General features: G+C 72.4%; 15 protein-coding genes, 1 tRNA gene and 1 pseudogene. 8 read left to right on the forward strand and 9 right to left on the reverse strand.

Features of this window, described 5'->3' with window-relative positions:
* Positions 1–124: 124 nt before the first annotated feature.
* The 5 genes from tdh to BMZ82_RS00240 all read left to right on the forward strand — a co-directional run bounded on the left by tdh (position 125) and on the right by BMZ82_RS00240 (position 3,953).
* Positions 125–1,153, forward strand: a complete 1,029-nt coding sequence (gene tdh, locus BMZ82_RS00220) for an L-threonine 3-dehydrogenase (RefSeq protein WP_093770309.1) — start codon at positions 125–127, stop codon at positions 1,151–1,153.
* Positions 1,154–1,164: 11 nt separating this feature from the next.
* Positions 1,165–2,370: a glycine C-acetyltransferase gene (locus tag BMZ82_RS00225; protein WP_093771049.1), complete on the forward strand. Its 1,206-nt coding sequence runs from the start codon at positions 1,165–1,167 to the stop codon at positions 2,368–2,370.
* Between the two features lie 47 nt (positions 2,371–2,417).
* Complete coding sequence (locus tag BMZ82_RS00230; protein WP_093770310.1) at positions 2,418–3,320, forward strand: LysR family transcriptional regulator; 903 nt, start codon at positions 2,418–2,420, stop codon at positions 3,318–3,320.
* Positions 3,321–3,410: 90 nt separating this feature from the next.
* Positions 3,411–3,770, forward strand: a complete 360-nt coding sequence (locus tag BMZ82_RS00235; protein ID WP_093770312.1) for an MmcQ/YjbR family DNA-binding protein — start codon at positions 3,411–3,413, stop codon at positions 3,768–3,770.
* 109 nt (positions 3,771–3,879) lie between these two features.
* Positions 3,880–3,953, forward strand: a tRNA-Pro gene (locus BMZ82_RS00240).
* 132 nt (positions 3,954–4,085) lie between these two features.
* Here the strand turns inward: BMZ82_RS00240 and BMZ82_RS00245 are convergent.
* The 3 genes and pseudogenes from BMZ82_RS00245 to BMZ82_RS41470 form a co-directional block, all read right to left on the reverse strand.
* Positions 4,086–5,648 carry a prenyltransferase/squalene oxidase repeat-containing protein gene (locus tag BMZ82_RS00245; RefSeq protein ID WP_177244311.1) on the reverse strand — a complete coding sequence of 521 codons (1,563 nt, stop codon included), beginning with the start codon at positions 5,646–5,648 and terminating at the stop codon, positions 4,086–4,088.
* A gap of 17 nt (positions 5,649–5,665) precedes the next feature.
* Complete coding sequence (locus BMZ82_RS00250; protein WP_093770316.1) at positions 5,666–6,016, reverse strand: terpene synthase family protein; 351 nt, start codon at positions 6,014–6,016, stop codon at positions 5,666–5,668.
* 125 nt (positions 6,017–6,141) lie between these two features.
* Positions 6,142–6,258: pseudogene (locus BMZ82_RS41470) on the reverse strand (1-deoxy-D-xylulose-5-phosphate synthase N-terminal domain-containing protein); the annotation flags it as partial.
* A 349-nt stretch (positions 6,259–6,607) separates the two neighbouring features.
* On the opposite strand from BMZ82_RS41470, the gene BMZ82_RS00260 reads away from it, so the two are divergent.
* Positions 6,608–7,300 carry a sigma-70 family RNA polymerase sigma factor gene (locus BMZ82_RS00260; protein ID WP_093770318.1) on the forward strand — a complete coding sequence of 231 codons (693 nt, stop codon included), beginning with the start codon at positions 6,608–6,610 and terminating at the stop codon, positions 7,298–7,300.
* Here the strand turns inward: BMZ82_RS00260 and murJ are convergent.
* The 6 genes from murJ to BMZ82_RS00290 all read right to left on the reverse strand — a co-directional run bounded on the left by murJ (position 7,283) and on the right by BMZ82_RS00290 (position 13,454).
* Entirely contained in the window at positions 7,283–8,917 is a 1,635-nt protein-coding gene (gene murJ / locus BMZ82_RS00265) for a murein biosynthesis integral membrane protein MurJ (RefSeq protein ID WP_093770320.1), read from the reverse strand. The two genes, BMZ82_RS00260 and murJ, sit on opposite strands and share 18 nt — an antisense overlap.
* Before the next feature lie 17 nt (positions 8,918–8,934).
* A complete protein-coding gene (locus tag BMZ82_RS00270) occupies positions 8,935–9,393 on the reverse strand; it encodes a (2Fe-2S) ferredoxin domain-containing protein (RefSeq protein WP_371270772.1) in 459 nt (152 codons plus the stop codon).
* Positions 9,394–9,398: 5 nt separating this feature from the next.
* Entirely contained in the window at positions 9,399–9,938 is a 540-nt protein-coding gene (locus BMZ82_RS00275; RefSeq protein ID WP_093770322.1) for an NUDIX hydrolase family protein, read from the reverse strand.
* A gap of 15 nt (positions 9,939–9,953) precedes the next feature.
* Entirely contained in the window at positions 9,954–11,117 is a 1,164-nt protein-coding gene (locus BMZ82_RS00280) for an amidohydrolase family protein (RefSeq protein ID WP_256251693.1), read from the reverse strand.
* Between the two features lies 1 nt (position 11,118).
* The gene (locus tag BMZ82_RS00285; RefSeq protein WP_093770324.1) at positions 11,119–12,522 is read right to left on the reverse strand and encodes a type I glutamate--ammonia ligase; all 1,404 of its coding nucleotides are present in this window, start codon (positions 12,520–12,522) and stop codon (positions 11,119–11,121) included.
* Between the two features lie 89 nt (positions 12,523–12,611).
* The gene (locus BMZ82_RS00290; RefSeq protein WP_371270775.1) at positions 12,612–13,454 is read right to left on the reverse strand and encodes an SAM-dependent methyltransferase; all 843 of its coding nucleotides are present in this window, start codon (positions 13,452–13,454) and stop codon (positions 12,612–12,614) included.
* Positions 13,455–13,525: 71 nt separating this feature from the next.
* Between BMZ82_RS00290 and BMZ82_RS00295 the strand changes: the two genes are divergently transcribed.
* Together BMZ82_RS00295 and BMZ82_RS00300 are read left to right on the forward strand one after the other, a co-directional pair.
* Positions 13,526–14,419, forward strand: a complete 894-nt coding sequence (locus BMZ82_RS00295; protein WP_093770328.1) for a Cof-type HAD-IIB family hydrolase — start codon at positions 13,526–13,528, stop codon at positions 14,417–14,419.
* Between the two features lie 32 nt (positions 14,420–14,451).
* Positions 14,452–15,696, forward strand: coding sequence for an amidohydrolase (locus BMZ82_RS00300; protein ID WP_093770330.1), 1,245 nt, complete (start codon positions 14,452–14,454; stop codon positions 15,694–15,696).
* Position 15,697: the final 1 nt, after the last annotated feature.

Here is a 15,697-nt window from a genome sequence, read left to right on the forward strand (position 1 = left end):
AAAAGCTCGATGGACCCGGGCGGGGGAAGTACGGCAGATTGCTGGCGAATCCACCCGTCTTCCCGGCTGCGGGGCCGCACCTCGGCCTGCCCGCGCCCGGGCCCTCACCACAGGAGCCGTTGCGTTGAAGGCGCTGGTCAAGGAGAAGGCGGAGCCCGGACTGTGGCTCGTGGACGTCCCGGAGCCCGCCGTCGGGCCCGGAGACGTACTGATCAAGGTGCTGCGCACCGGCATCTGCGGCACCGATCTGCACATCCGGTCCTGGGACGGCTGGGCGCGGCAGGCGATCCGCACCCCGCTCGTGCTCGGGCACGAGTTCGTCGGCGAGGTCGCCGCGACGGGCCGGGACGTCGTCGACATCCAGGTCGGGGACCGGGTCAGCGGTGAGGGGCACCTCGTCTGCGGCAGGTGCCGCAACTGTCTCGCCGGCCGCCGCCATCTGTGCCGGGCCACCGTGGGCCTCGGCGTCGGGCGCGACGGCGCTTTCGCGGAGTACGTGGCCCTGCCCGCCGCCAATGTCTGGGTGCACCGCGTCCCCGTCGACCTCGACGTGGCGGCGATCTTCGACCCGTTCGGCAACGCCGTGCACACCGCCCTGTCCTTCCCGCTCGTCGGCGAGGACGTGCTGATCACCGGCGCCGGACCGATCGGGCTGATGGCCGCCGCCGTCGCCCGGCACGCCGGCGCCCGCAACGTCGTCGTCACCGACGTCAGCGAGGAGCGGCTGGAGCTGGCCCGCAAGATCGGCGTCAGTCTCGCGCTGAATGTGTCGGAGTGTCAGATCGCCGACGGACAGCGGGAGTTGGGGCTGCGCGAAGGCTTCGACATCGGGCTGGAGATGTCCGGGCGGCCCGAGGCGATGCGCGACATGATCGCCAACATGACGCACGGCGGCCGGATCGCGATGCTCGGCCTGCCGGCCGCCGAGTTCCCCGTCGACTGGGCGCGGATCGTCACCTCGATGATCACCATCAAGGGCATCTACGGCCGGGAGATGTTCGAGACCTGGTACGCCATGACGGTCCTGCTCGAAGGCGGCCTCGACCTCGCCCCCGTGATCACCGGCCGGTACGGCTACCGCGACTTCGAGGCGGCCTTCGCGGACGCGGCGAGCGGCCGTGGTGGCAAGGTCATCCTCGACTGGACTCTGTAAAGGAACCGATGATGTTCGACTCCGTGCGCGACGACCTGCGCGCCACCCTCGACGAGATCCGCGCCGCCGGTCTGCACAAGCCCGAGCGGGTCATCGGCAGCCCGCAGTCCGCGACCGTCGCGGTCACGGCGGGCGGCCGGCCCGGCGAGGTCCTCAACTTCTGCGCCAACAACTACCTCGGCCTCGCCGACCACCCCGAGGTGATCGCCGCCGCCCACGAGGCCCTCGACCGCTGGGGCTACGGCATGGCGTCCGTACGCTTCATCTGCGGCACGCAGGAGGTGCACAAGGAGCTGGAGGCGCGGCTGTCGGCGTTCCTCGGCCAGGAGGACACCATCCTGTACTCCTCCTGCTTCGACGCGAACGGCGGCGTCTTCGAGACCCTCCTCGGCCCCGAGGACGCGGTGATCTCCGACGCCCTCAACCACGCCTCGATCATCGACGGCATCCGCCTCTCCAAGGCCCGCCGCTTCCGCTACGCCAACCGTGATCTCGCGGACCTGGAACGGCAGTTGAAGGACGCGTCCGACGCCCGCCGCCGGCTGGTCGTCACCGACGGCGTGTTCTCCATGGACGGCTATGTGGCGCCCCTCGCCGAGATCTGCGACCTCGCCGAGCGCTACGACGCCATGGTCATGGTCGACGACTCGCACGCCGTCGGCTTCGTCGGCCCCGGCGGCCGGGGCACCCCCGAGCTGCACGGGGTGATGGACCGCGTCGACATCGTCACCGGCACCCTGGGCAAGGCGCTGGGCGGGGCGTCCGGCGGTTACGTCGCCGCGCGCGCCGAGATCGTGGCCCTGCTGCGCCAGCGCTCCCGCCCGTACCTCTTCTCCAACACCCTGGCCCCGGTCATCGCCGCGGCGTCGCTCAAGGTCCTGGACCTCCTGGAGTCGGCGGGCGAGCTGCGCGAGCAACTGGCCTCGAACACGGCCCTGTTCCGCCGCCGGATGACGGACGAGGGGTTCGACATCCTGCCCGGCGACCACGCCATCGCCCCTGTGATGATCGGCGACGCGTCGGAGGCGGGCCGGATGGCGGAACTGCTGCTGGAGCGCGGGGTGTACGTGATCGGCTTCTCCTACCCGGTCGTCCCACAGGGCCAGGCCCGCATCCGCGTCCAGCTCTCCGCCGCGCACTCCACCCAGGACGTGAACCGGGCGGTGGACGCCTTCGTCGCGGCCCGCGCGGAGCTGCGGGCGGAACGGGCGGGCTGAGGGGCCGCGCGAATCTCCGGCCCGGAAATATTGCGATAATCGATCCCATGATCGAAGCGCGGCGGCTCCACATCCTCCGTGCGGTGGCCGACCACCGCACGGTGACGGCGGCTGCCGCCGCGCTGTACCTCACCCCGTCCGCCGTGTCCCAGCAGCTCGCGGCCCTGGAGCAGGAGACCGGCCACCGGCTGGTCGAGCGCGGCGCCAAGGGCGTACGGCTGACCCCGGCCGGCGAGATCCTGCTCAGCCACACCAACGCCGTCCTGGCCCAGCTCGAGCGGGCCGAGGCGGAACTCGCCGCGTACAGCTCCGGCGCGGCCGGCACGGTCACGGTCGCCGCGTTCGCGACGGGTATCGCGCAGGTCGTGGCACCCGCGGTGACCCGTCTCGCCCGGCTGGCGCCCGGCATCCGCATCCGCGTCCAGGACGCCGAGGGCGACGCCAGCCTGCCGATGGTGCTCGACCGGCAGGTCGACGTCGCGGTCGCCGTCGAGTACCGCGGGGCCCCGCCCGCCGACGACCCGCGCCTCACCCATGTCCCGCTGTACGCCGAGCCCTTCGACGCGGTCGTCCCGGTCGCCCACCGCCTGGCCGACGCCCCCGAGGTCCCGCTCGCAGAGCTGGCCAAGGACCCCTGGATCGGCCCCTACCCCGGCAACCCCTGCCACGAGGTGGTCGTCCTGGCCTGCGAGAACGCCGGCTTCCAGCCCCGCCTGGAACACTCCTCCGACGACTTCCGCGCCGTCGTCGCCCTCGCATCGGCCGACGCGGGCGTCGCCCTCGTCCCCCGCTCGGCGCTGCGCGGCATGGACCTGACGGGCGTGGTCGTCCGCCCGGTCGACGGCGTCGCCCCGACCCGCCGGGTCTTCGCGGCCGTACGACGGGGAGCGGAGGAGCACCCGCTGATCCGCCCGGTGCTGGACGCACTGGAAGAGGTCGCGCGGACGTGATCCGGGTGTTCGGAGCATCGCGCCGCCGGGTCGGCGTCGCCCTGTTCCACCCACCCCTGACTGTCAGTGGCAGCCGTTACGGTGCGGAGCATGCCGGACGCCGAAGATGTACGCCGTATCGCCCTGTCCCTGCCGGACACCACGGAGAAGATCGCCTGGAGCATGCCCACCTTCCGGGTCGCGGGGAAGATGTTCGCCACGCTGCCCGAGGAGGAGACCTCCCTCGCCGTGCGCTGCCCCAAGGAGGAGCGCGACGAACTGGTGCTCGCCGAGCCCGGGAAGTTCTGGATCGCCGACCACGAGGCCCACTTCGCCTGGGTCCGCGCCCGGCTGGCCGCGCTGGACGACGAGGACGAACTGCGTGACATCCTCACCGACTCCTGGCGCCAGGCGGCCCCGCCGCGCCTCCTGGAGGCGTACCCGGACCTCGGCGTGGCCACGGAGGACTGAGGGCGCCCCGGCGGCCGGGGCGCGATAAACGGGTGCGCGACCATCGACCCGAGTGCGGTATTGTTTCCATGCACGTTCGGCCAAGGGAAACCCCAGGTCAGACGGGCAACGGGACGTGGCGCAGCTTGGTAGCGCACTTGACTGGGGGTCAAGGGGTCGCAGGTTCAAATCCTGTCGTCCCGACTCGACAGAGTCGCTGGTGAGGGGCGGTTTCGGAGCAATCCGAAACCGCCCCTCGATCATTGTGGGGGACCAGTTGGTGACCAGCGTTGACCTCCACCACCAAGTAACCCGTGGATCAGGGCAGATCGGTTGTTACCTCGGCAGACGCCGGCTGCGTGCCAGGGCGGTGCATACGTGCACGTCGGCCAGGAGCGGGAAGTCGTAGGGGAATGGGCGTGGTCCCACCTGGTCCGGTCGTGCGTGGTAGGCCGCGTCCGCGCTCTGGTGCGAGAGCAGGTAGTGGAGTGCTGTTTCCGCCTGGTGCCCCGGGCGGAGGACGGGGAGCGCGTGGGCGGTGGAGATCACGTCGCTGTCCTCGCCGGGGCGGTGTCCCCAGCCCCCGTCGGTGTTCTGAGTGGCGTCCAGGTAGGAGCGGGCCGCGTCCCCGGTCGACCGGGTGCGGGCGGCGATGGCGGGCACCGTGCGGGCCGCGACGCTCAGCGCGTCCACGGCGTGGGCGGTGACGCTGGTGACCGAGAGGGTCCAGGACGGTTCCCAGGAGCCGTTGCCGATCTGGGCCGACATCAGGAACTCGGCGGAACTCCTCACCAGGTCTGAATGATCATCGTTCCTCTGGGAGGGGTGGTTTTGGGCGAGGGCGATCAGTGCGCCCGCAGTAAGGTCCGCTTCCGAGGCGTGGCCCTTGAGGTAGGTGGGGAAGCCGCCGTCGGTTCCCGCCATCGCCGTCAGGTACTTCCGCGCCTGCTTCAGGTGCGTTCCGTAGCGGAGGTGGCCGCCGGTGAGATGGAGGGTGACGGCGCAGCGAGAGGTGTCGTCCACATCCGTTTGTGTGGTGGTTTCGTTGTATCCCCAGCCCCCGTCGTCCTGTTGCCGTGCGGCGAGGTAGTCACCGATGCGGTGCAGCAGCGCCGGGTCGGCTCCTGCTTCGGCGAGCGCCGCTCCTGCCAGCGCCGTCACCCACACCTCCTGTCCGGCGATGAAGGGCATGCCACCGTCCTCTCGCACGGCCTCTGTCAGTGCGACGATGCCTGCGTGGAGGACGGGGTGCTGCGGCGCCCGGGTGTGTAGGGCGTGCAGGGCGACGAGGTGAGCGAGCGCGTTGCCCTCCCAGATCTGCCCGTGGGGGAAGGCGGAGAGCCGTTCGGTGAGCCAGGCGGTATCCGTGTCGTCCGGGCTGCCGTCCTGGGCCGCGGTGTGCAGCATTCTGACCGCGCACAGGGACAGGTCGGTCCAAGCGGCATAGCCGCCGTACGCGATCTGGTGCGGGCGGGTCGCGGGGTCGTAGGGGCCAACGCCCAGGATCGCCAGCACGGTGGCGAGGAGAAGCCGTTTGCGATGGCCGGTGAAAGGGTGGAGGGAAGCCAGGTTCGGCAGTTTCCCGCCCGGGGCGACCCCGTCGGCGGCGCGAGGTCGGCGTCCCGGGAGAAGCATGGCCCCGGCGATCGTGGCGTCCAGGGCAGTGGCCGCGGTGGCAGTCGACAGGTACCGCTCCAGCTTGGTCTGCACTGCGGGCAGGGTGTGTTGCTTGCGCAGCAGTGACAGCAGCAGGGCCGTTTCCAGGATGCGGCCTTCGCAGGGTTCGCGGATGGCGCCGTCGGCTTCGACGCGTCCGGCCAGCCGCCGCACGCACGCTTCCCTGACGGCGGCCACGCCCGGCGGTTCACCGGTGGTCGTGGTCGAAAGGGTGCTGTCCACACGAACTCCCATGGTGGTCAGGGGATATGGGCGGTCCGACGTCGTCGATAGCGTTCGGCACGGGTGTGGTAGTCGAGGTTTCCGCGCATCAACGTGCCGTAGGCCGTGGCTACCTCCGTTGCGGTTGCCCGCACAGCGGCGTCCGGGACCGCCTCGAGCTGTGCGGCCAGGTCGTCACGTGCGGCGAGGTAGCTGTGCACGAAGCCGTTGGCGAGGCGCACCGCCTGCCGGGTCGCGTCCTCGAGGGCGAGATGTTCCTGACGGGCCAGCACGAAAACCAGGTTGTGGTAGCGCTCGCCGGGGTCTTCGATGCCTGCCGAGTACAGATCATTGACCAGGCCCAGATGGTCCGCGGCCGCCCGCCGCATCACGGCGTACGCCGGAAGCCGCCTGACCGTTGCAGGCCAGAGGTGCTCGCAGTCCGACGGCCCGTAGACGGATCGACGGTGCCCACCACGTGCAGACGGTCGTTCGAGGCTTCCCAGGCCATGCCGCCGGTCAGCCGTTTGTGCACGTATGCCTGGTGGCCGGTGTTGAAGATCCGGCTGTGGCGGGGCGAGTCGAAGACCCGGTGCGGGGCGAGGGTCAGTTCCACCGCGCCCAGATTCGGGGCCCGAACCGGTGTGGCCGACACAGGCGTCATTCGGCTGGTCCTTCCGCCTGATGAAGCGGCAAACGACGAAGCGGCAAGAGATACGGCAGGGCACGGCGAAGCAATCCATCACTGGGCCGGACTCACGCCAACACACCGCGGCGAAAAGCCAGTTCAGCACCGCCGCGCCCTGCCGGGCCAGAGATGAAAACCGCGAACGAGTCGCACAACTCGCAACCTGGTGAATTTGTGATACGACGTTGATCGTCCATCTCACGACGGTGCCCCGCTGTGAGTCGGCCCCGCAGCCTGTGGATTCGCCCAACCCCGTGAGACGTGCTCGACCCCGCTGCCAGGATCAGGCCGCATGACCGCAGGGCACGCAGGGCACGCAGGGCACGCAGGGCACGCAGGGCATCCCGGGCACGACAAGGGTGGCAAGCATCGGGCGTCGTACGGTGCGGGGCGGGGGAAGCGGGTCGGCCACACGGCGACGGTCGACGCTGCGGCCACCGCGCTGGCGTTGGCCGCGCGGGGCGGGGACGCGGTGGCCGTCGACGGGTTCGTGCGTGCCCTGCATCGGGACGTGGTGCGGTACGTCGCCCATCTGAGCGCCGATCCGCAGGCGGCGGACGATCTCGCGCAGGACACGTTCCTGCGGGCGCTCAGTGGGCTGCACCGGTTCGAGGGGCGTTCCTCGGCGCGGGCGTGGTTGCTGGCCATCGCGCGTCGGGCGGTGATGGACAGCCACCGGTCCGCCGCCGCCCGGCCGCGTCTGTCGGACGCGGCCGACTGGCAGACCGCCGTCGAACGGGCCCAGCCGCGCGGGCTGCCCGGCTTCGACGACGGCGTCGTCCTGCGGGAGCTGCTGGCCGCGCTGCCCGAGGAGCGGCGGGAGGCGTTCGTGCTTACCCAGGTGCTGGGCCTGCCCTACGCGGAGGCCGCCGCCGTGACCGGCGTCCCGGTCGGCACCGTCCGCTCCCGCGTGGCCCGCGCCCGCACCACGCTGGCCGCCCTGATCGCCGAGGCGGGAGCGGAGCCGTCAGCGCAGTCGCCGTAGGCCTCGTAGCTCGTCGATCTTCAGCAGGTGGGCCAGGGCCAGGTAGACCAGGGTGAGGGTGAGGACGCCGGCCGTCAGTGCTGTCGCCGTCGGCAGGGTGCCGTCGCCGAGTGTGGCCGCGCAGGCCCGGTCGGCCGCCCAGCCCGCGAGCGCGGCCGGGGCTGCCGCGGCGGTGAGCTTGGTGTACGTGCGTCGCAGTGTGCCGTCGTCCAGCCGGCCGCCGGTCCGGCGGCGCAGGAGTCGTGCGGTGAGGGCGAGTCCGGCCAGGTAGGACACGGTGTAGGCGCCGGCCATGCCGGTCACCGCCCAGCGGTCGGGCAGCAGCAGGTGGCAGGCGGTGGCCAGGGCGATGTTGACCGCCGCGATCCAGACCGCCATGAAGAACGGGGTACGGGTGTCCTCGAAGGCGTAGAAGCCGCGCAGCAGCAGGTACTGCGCGGAGAACGGGATCAGGCCGAGGCCGAACGCCTGGAGCATGTGCCCGAGCGGCTGCGCCGAGGCCGCGTCGGCCGCGCCGTGCGCGAACAGCAGCGTCGACAGGCGTGGGCCGAGGGCCAGGAACAGGAACGCGGCCGGGACGATCACCGCGCCGCTCACGCGCAGCCCGCGCGACAGGTCCGCGCGCACGTCCGCGATCCGCCCCTCGGCCACGGCCCGGCTCATCCGGGGCAGCAGCGCCGTCACCAGCGAGACGGTGACCACCGACTGCGGCAGCATCCAGATGGTCTGCGCGTACATGTACGCCGTGTAGCCCGCGCCGGCCTCCGGCAGTTTCTGGTCGACGGCGTTGGCGTAGTTGGTGACCACGGTCAGCGACACGAGGTTCGTCAGCACCAGCAGCAGGGTCCACTTGGCGGCGTGCACACCGGAACCCAGGCCCGAGCCGCGCCAGTCGAACCGCGGCCGGAAACGGAACCCGGCGGCCCGCGCGAACGGGACCAGCGCGAGGGCCTGCACCGCGATGCCGGCGGTCGTCCCGACGCCCAGCAGCCGCACCTGGGCGTCGGTGATGTCCGCGACCCGCGCCGGCCCGGTCAGCAGGCCGAGATAGCCGCCGAACATGCCCAGCAGGATTACGTTGTTGAGGACCGGCGTCCACATCATCGCGCCGAACCGCTCGCGGGCGTTGAGGACTTGACCGTAGATGTTGAACAGGCCGTAGAAGAAGATCTGCGGGAGCAGGAAGCGCGCGAAGACCACGGTGAGCCGGTACGCGTCGTGGTGGTCGGGGGTGTCGCGCAGGTACACCGAGACGATCTGCGGGGCCGCCCACACCGCCAGCGCGGTCCCCACGGCGAGGACGGACACGACCAGGGTGACGAGCCGCTGCTCGTACGCCCGGCCGCCGTCCGGGTGGGTGGCCCGCGCCCGCACCAACTGCGGCACCAGCACGGCGTTCAGCGCGCCGCCGATCAGCAGCGTGTACAGGCTGGTCGGCACGGTGTTCGCCGTGTTGTACGTGGTGGCCAGCAGGCCGGTGCCCAGGGCCGCCGCCTGGAGCACCTGCCGGATCAGGCCCGTGGCCCGGGACACCACCGTGCCCAGCGCCATCAGCACCGACGACCGCGCCGCCCCGCCGGAACGTTTCGCTACCCGCTCTTCTGCTGTCGCCCCCATCGGGCCAACCTACGACATCAAGATCGGCGGTTCCCAATCCGCTTCTTGCGGGCGGGAGTCGGCGGCTTGATGAACTGGAGTTCCAGGGTCACCGGGGGTGCGGCGAGGCCGGGGCCGCCCGCCGTCGCCCAGGCCAGGATCTCCTCGGTGCAGTCGTCGTCCATGGCGAAGCCGACCCAGGTGGCCCGGCCGCCGGCCCGGCGGCCGGTGGCCGAGGGCTGGACGACGATCACGTTCGCCTGGTCGCAGGGGCCGAGGCAGTCCGTCGTACGGACCTGGAAGCCGCCGCCCGAAGCGGCCGCGGCGGCGCGCAGCCGGTCCAGTTGCCAGCCGTGGTCGAAGCCGGGGTGTTTGCGGGCGTCGCCGCAGCAGCAGCCCCTGCACACCACCAGGGTGCAGGGGCGGCTCGCCGCGGCTCCGATCAGTGCGCGCTGGACGGGCGCGCGGGGCGCGGGCGCTCGCTGAGCGGGAACCACGCCGGTCAGGAGGCCGAGAGGCCCACGTGGGCCAGGGCCTGCCGGAGCAGGAACCCGTGCCCGCCCGGCATCTCGCTCTGCACCGCCGGCGACGCGGCCTCCTCCGGGCTGAACCACACCAGGTCCAGCGCGTCCTGCCGGGGGCGGCAGTCGCCGGTCACCGGCACGATGTAGGCCAGCGACACCGCGTGCTGACGGGGGTCGTGGTAGGGGGTCATGCCGTGCGTCGGGAAGTACTCGGCCACCGTGAACGGCTGGAGCGAGGTCGGCACCCTGGGCAGCGCCACCGGGCCGAGGTCCTTCTCCAGGTGGCGCAGCAGGGCGTCCCGGACGCGCTCGTGGTGCAGGACCCGGCCGGAGACCAGCGTGCGGCTGACATTGCCGTCCGGTCCGATCCGCAGCAGGAGGCCGATGCTGGTGACTTCGCCGCTGTCGTCGACGCGCACGGGCACGGCCTCGACGTACAGGATCGGCATACGGGCGCGCGCCATCTCGAGCTCGTCGGAGCTCAGCCAACCCGGCGTGGTTTCGGTCAAGTCAGACATTCTTTGATCATACTTTCAGTGTCCGTCGGGAAGCCGGTAGACCCGGCGGGCGTTGTCCGCTCCGGCCCAGCGTGCCAGGCGCAGCGCGTCGGGCAGGCCCAGTTCGTCGGCGTCCACCCGGTCCTGGAGGAGATCCCCAAGGCCCCGGCGGAACGCCAGCGCGCCGAGCCCGTAGAACTCGGCCACACCATAGGCGTCGGAGCTGTACAGCAGTTTGCGGAACGGTGTGATCTCCAGCGCCTCCTCCAGGACCGCCCGCGCTCGCGTCGGACCCACATGATGCAGGGTGAGCCCCACATCCAGGTACACCTGCTCGAACACCGCCGCCAGATAGGCGGCCTGCCGCTGGTAGGGCCAGCAGTGCAGGAACAGCACCGGGATCGTGCCCGCCGTCAGGTGCAACCAGTCCGTCAGAAGGGTCGGATCCACCCGGTGGAGCCGGATGTCGGCGTCGCCGAAGCCGGTGTGCAGTTGCAGCGGCAGCCCCAGATCGACGGCGGTCCACAGCAGGTGCCGGACCAGCACCGGGTCCGCCAGCCGTCCGCCGCGTGCCAGCCAGCGCCGTGCGGCCCGCGTGACGTCGGCGTCCGGGGGGCGGGCCGGGTCGAGGTCGAAGCCCGTGCGGTACGCGGCCACCGACTTCACCGCGACCACGCCCGGCCGCCGTACCGCGTCCAGCGCCGCCGCCCGGAACGCGTCGGCGTACCCGTCGGCCTCCACGCCCCGCGCGGCCACCGCCTCGGCGACGGACTCCAGCCGCACGACCTCGTGGGCCACCGCCCCACCGGCCGCCCCACCGGCGGCTCCGGCCAGTTCGGCGGGCGTGGTGAGGCGCTGCGGGGCGAACCCGGTGTCGACGCAGAACACGCCGGTCCGCGCGGCGGCGAGGAACCGCCGGTTGACCTCCGCCGGGCCCAGCTCGGCGCGCCGGGCCAGATAGACGTCGGGCGGCGCGTGCCGCTCCAGGTCCAGCAGAGGCGCGCAGTGGCGGCGTACGGCGACGCCGACCGGGGTGTCGAAGGTCGAGACGCCGGGCCACGGGTCGCCCTCGGTGAGCAGCGCCTCGAAGCCCGGCCGGTCCAGGGGGCCGGTGACGACGCCGTGGCAGTGGTGGTCCACCAGCTCCAGCGCGGCGAGCGCCTCGTGGACCGGGCCGCCGGGCACCCCGGTACCAGCCATCTCAGTACGTCCAGCGGTACGCCGCGGCCACCCGCTCGTCGTCGAACCCGTCGACGGCGTCGATCTCGCCCTGCCGTACGGCGCTCACCGCGTCGGCGAGGACCGGGCCGAGCGCGGCCCGCAGCACCTCGTCCGCCCGGAACGCGGCGACGGCCTCGGCGAGCGAGGCCGGCAGCCGGCGTACGCCCCGGGCGGCGGCCTCGGCCGCGCCGAGCCGCACCGGATCGCCGTCCGTCTCCGCCGGCAGGACGGCCCCCGCCGCCAGCCCGTCCAGCCCGGCGGCGATCAGGCAGCCGAGGGCGAGATACGGGTTGGCGGCCAGGTCGACCGGCTTGACCTCGAGGTTCGCCTGCGCCGCGCGATGCCCGGCCGTACCCCGTACCAGACGCAGCGCGCACTCGCGGGTCTCCAGGCCCCAGGCGGTGAACACCCCCGCCCACTGGGAGGGTTTGAGCCGCAGATAGCTCGCCGGGCTCGGCGCGGTCACCGCCGTGAGGGCCGGCAGCCGGGCCAGCACACCGGCCGCGAACGCCTCGGCGTCGGCCGTCATGCCGTGCCGCCGCGCACCGCCCGCGTGCAGGTTGACGCCGTCGCGCCAGGCGGAGAGGTGGACGTGCCCGCCGTTGCCGACGCCCTCCGCGACGACCGCGGGGGAGAAGGAGACGCGCAGACCGTGGCGCAGGGCCACCGCGCGGATCGTCTGGCGGACGAGGACGCTGCGGTCGGCCGCCGCGACCGGGTCCAGGGCCCCGACGGAGATCTCGAACTGGCCGGGCGCGTACTCGGGATGGATCTGGTCGACGTCCACGCCCTGCGCCGCGCACGCGGCCAGCAGGTCGGCGGTGTACGCGCTCAGCTCGACCTGGCGCGTCGCGCTGTACGCCGGTCCGGTCGTCGCCGGGACGAACTCGCCGGGGGGCGCCGAGTCCAGGCCGACCGCCCACTCGATCTCGATGGCCGCCTTGAAGGCGAGACCGTGCGCGTCGGCCGCGTCCGCGACGACGCGGCGCAGGAAGGTGCGCGAGCAGCCCGGGTGCCGGCCGCCGTCCTGGGTGACGCGGTCGACCGGCGCCCACGCCCAGCCGGGCTGCCCCGCCAGGGCCACGAGCCGGTCGAGGTCCGGGTACAGCCGCAGGTCGCCGTCCGGGGAGCCCAGCACATCGGTCGTGACGATGCGGTCGTCGGCGAGGAACGTGTCGAACACCGGGGACATCCCGACGCCCCGGGCCACCGCCGAGGCCAGCCCCGCCGTGGGGATCGACTTCACCCGGCCGACGCCCGCCGTGTCGACATAGGCGAGGACGATGCCGTGCACGCCCCGGCCGGACAGCTCGCCGCCCAGCGCGGTCGCCCGCTCGACGTCTCCCGGGTGCCCGCCGGTGACGGGATCGGCAAGGGGGGTCATGCGTCCTCCACGATCGGTCACGTCCGAGGCGTACGGCCCATCTGGCGCGTCCGTTACGCCGGGGTCATCCGGTGTGTGCCGTACGCCCGTCAGGGTTTCACGGCCACCGCGCCGTACTGCGGCACCACGGCGAGGGAGCCGGCCTCGCCGCGCCAGCGCGAACACGACACCAGGCCCGGTTCCAGCAGCTCCAGACCGTCGAAGAACGTGCTGATCTCCGCGCCGCCGCGGGCGGTGATCGGGGGCTTGGCGTTCTCGTTCCAGAACTTCATCGCCGGGAGCTGGCCCTCGCCGCCCACCGCCGCGTCGTGGGTGGGGTGCGTCAGGACCAGGAAGCTGCCGGCGGGAACCTCGGCCATGACCTTCCGCACGATCTCCCGGGCCGCCTCGACGTCCAGGACGAAGTTCAGGATGCCCAGCATCATCACCGCGACCGGGCGTGTGAAGTCCAGGGTGGCCGCCGCCCGTTCGAGGATCGCGGCCGGGTCGTGCACATCGGCGTCGACGTAGTCGGTGGCGCCTTCGGCGGTGCCGGTCAGCAGCGTGCGGGCGTGCGCCAGCACGATGGGGTCGTTGTCGACGTACACGATCCGCGCCTCGGGCGCGACGCGCTGCGCGATCTCGTGCGTGTTGTCGGCCGTGGGCAGCCCAGTGCCGATGTCGAGGAACTGCCGCACCCCGCGCTCCTCGGCCAGGAACCGCACCGCCTGCCCCAGGAACCAGCGGTCCGCGCGGGCGATGTCGCGGATGAGCGGGAACATCCCGGCGACGTGCTCGCCGACCCGCTGGTCGACGGCGTAGTTGTCCTTGCCGCCGATCCAGTAGTTCCACACCCGTGCGTTGTGCGCCACGCTGGTGTCCAGCCGTGTCGGCCCGCTCACGTGACCGCCCCTTCCCGCGTCCGGCCCGCGGCCCGGGCCTGTGCCCGCCATTGTGCCGCCGGATGATCACCGTTGTCCCCGGTAGGGTGAAAATCCGGTGATCCCGTCGCAGGAAGCAGGACATGCCCTACTCCCACACCCCCGGCCCGACTCCCGCCGAGCCGTCGGCCGACTCGGGTTCAGGTTCCGACTCCGCCGACATACGCCTGGCCGACATCCGCCTGATCGTCACCGACATGGACGGCACGCTGCTCGACGACGACAAGCAGGTACCCGCGGGTCTGTGGGAGACGCTGGCGCGGCTGCGGGCGCGCGGGGTGCTGTTCAGCCCGGCGAGCGGACGCCAGTACGCCACGCTGGCGGCGGAGTTCGCCGAGGTCGCCGACGGGATGGTGTTCATCGCGGAGAACGGCGCGTACGTGGTGCGCGACGACGCGGAGCTGAGCTCCGACCCGCTGGACCCGGGCGCGGTCGCGCGGGTGAAGGAGACCGTGCGCGGGCTCACCGCCGCCGGCGTCGACGTGGGCGCCGTCGTCTGCGGGAAGCGGTCCGCGTACGTGGAGCGGACCGACGACGCCTTCCTGGCCGAGGTCGCCAGGTACTACGTCCGCCACCGGGTCGTCGAGGACGTCACCGCCGTCGACGACGACATCCTCAAGGTCGCCCTGTTCGACTTCGGGTCCGCCGAGCGGACCACCGCCCCGGCGCTCGCGCCCTTCGCCGGCACCCACCAGGTCGTCGTCTCCGGTGAGCACTGGGTCGACCTCATGAGCCGCACCGCCAACAAGGGCGCGGCGCTGCGCCGGCTCCAGCGGGAACTGGGCATCACCCCCGCGCAGACCATGGTGTTCGGCGACTACCTCAACGACCTGGAGATGCTGGACGCCGCCGACTGGTCGTTCGCCATGGCGGGCGCCCACCCGGAGGTCGTCCGCAGGGCCCGCCACCTCGCCCCCTCCAACAACGACAACGGGGTACTGCGCACGATCGCGCACGCCCTGGACCTCCGGTCATGACCGGGGCTGCCCGTGCCGGGAAGGGAATCGGTATGCGTGAAGCGGTCGTCGTCGCCCGCCTGACCCGGGAGATCACGTCGGGGCTGGAGACCGGGGACCTGGCGGACTTCTACCAGGATCTGCACCGGCACCCCGAGCTCTCCTTCCAGGAACACCGCACCGCCGCCAAGCTCGCGCTGCGGCTGCGCACGGCCGGGTACCAGGTGACGGAGGGGGTGGCCCGTACCGGCGTGGTGGGGGTGCTCGCCAACGGGGACGGGCCCGTGGTGTGGCTGCGCGGTGACATGGACGCGCTGCCCGTCCGGGAGGAGACCGGCCTTTCGTACGCCTCCACCGTCGACGGTCTGATGCACGCCTGCGGCCACGACCTGCACGTCACCTGGCTGGCGGCCGCCGCCGAGGCGCTCGCCGCCGCCCGTGAGACGTGGTCCGGGACGCTCGTCGTGGTCGGGCAGCCCGCCGAGGAGGCCGACGGCGGCGCGGCGGCGATGGTCGCGGACGGCATCCACACCCGCTTCCCGCGCCCCGACGCGCTGTTCGGCCAGCACGCCGCGCCCGGCCTCGCCGGGTTCTACCCGCACACCCCCGGCCTGACCCTGTCGGCCTCGGACGACGTCGACGTCGTCGTGCACGGCGTGGGCGGCCACGGATCGCGGCCCGAGTCGACCGTCGACCCGGTGGTGACGGGCGCGTACATCGTGACCAGGCTGCAGAGCGTCGTCGCGCGCGAGGTCGCGGCGAGCGAGTCGGCGGTGCTGACGGTGGGGCGGTTCCACGCCGGCGTCAAGGCCAACATCATCCCCGCCGAGGCCCGGCTCGCGCTGAACGTGCGCACCCAGGACACCCGGGTGCGCGAGCGCGTCCTCACCGCGATCCGGCGGGTCGTCGAGGGGGAGTGCGCCGCCGCCGGCTGCCCGGTGCCGCCGGAGGTCACGGTCGTCCCCGGCTATCCGAACACCGTCAACGACCCTGTCCTGGACGGGGAGATCGCCGCCGTGCACCGTGAACTCTTCGGCGAGCACACGGTGTTCGACTTCGGCCAGGCGATGGGCAGCGAGGACTTCTCGCTCCTCGCCCCGCCGGGCGTGCCGTACGACTACTGGTACGTGACCTCGACCCCGGCGGCCGTGTGGGAGGCGGCGCCGGGGGTGGAGTTGCGGGAGAAGTTCGACGAAGTGCCGGGAAACCACAGCCCGTTGTTCGCGCCGGACCTGTCGGTACTGGTGCCGGGCGTCCGCACACTCGTGTCGGCGGCGCTGTCCCGGCTCGCTGTCTGAC

This window comes from Streptomyces sp. yr375 (assembly GCF_900110755.1).
Classification (GTDB): domain Bacteria; phylum Actinomycetota; class Actinomycetes; order Streptomycetales; family Streptomycetaceae; genus Streptomyces.

What these genes read in the sequence shown, in the direction of transcription:
- BMZ82_RS00225 (WP_093771049.1), top strand. Translation starts at nt 1,165, where the DNA reads ATGTTCGACTCCGTGCGCGACGACCTGCGCGCCACCCTCGACGAGATC.
- BMZ82_RS00230 (WP_093770310.1), top strand. Translation starts at nt 2,418, where the DNA reads ATGATCGAAGCGCGGCGGCTCCACATCCTCCGTGCGGTGGCCGACCAC.
- BMZ82_RS00235 (WP_093770312.1), top strand. Translation starts at nt 3,411, where the DNA reads ATGCCGGACGCCGAAGATGTACGCCGTATCGCCCTGTCCCTGCCGGAC.
- BMZ82_RS00250 (WP_093770316.1), bottom strand. Translation starts at nt 6,016, where the DNA reads ATGCGGCGGGCGGCCGCGGACCATCTGGGCCTGGTCAATGATCTGTAC.
- BMZ82_RS00260 (WP_093770318.1), top strand. Translation starts at nt 6,608, where the DNA reads ATGACCGCAGGGCACGCAGGGCACGCAGGGCACGCAGGGCACGCAGGG.
- murJ (WP_093770320.1), bottom strand. Translation starts at nt 8,917, where the DNA reads ATGGGGGCGACAGCAGAAGAGCGGGTAGCGAAACGTTCCGGCGGGGCG.
- BMZ82_RS00275 (WP_093770322.1), bottom strand. Translation starts at nt 9,938, where the DNA reads ATGTCTGACTTGACCGAAACCACGCCGGGTTGGCTGAGCTCCGACGAG.
- BMZ82_RS00280 (WP_256251693.1), bottom strand. Translation starts at nt 11,117, where the DNA reads ATGGCTGGTACCGGGGTGCCCGGCGGCCCGGTCCACGAGGCGCTCGCC.
- BMZ82_RS00285 (WP_093770324.1), bottom strand. Translation starts at nt 12,522, where the DNA reads ATGACCCCCCTTGCCGATCCCGTCACCGGCGGGCACCCGGGAGACGTC.
- BMZ82_RS00290 (WP_371270775.1), bottom strand. Translation starts at nt 13,454, where the DNA reads ATGGCGGGCACAGGCCCGGGCCGCGGGCCGGACGCGGGAAGGGGCGGT.
- BMZ82_RS00295 (WP_093770328.1), top strand. Translation starts at nt 13,526, where the DNA reads ATGCCCTACTCCCACACCCCCGGCCCGACTCCCGCCGAGCCGTCGGCC.
- BMZ82_RS00300 (WP_093770330.1), top strand. Translation starts at nt 14,452, where the DNA reads ATGCGTGAAGCGGTCGTCGTCGCCCGCCTGACCCGGGAGATCACGTCG.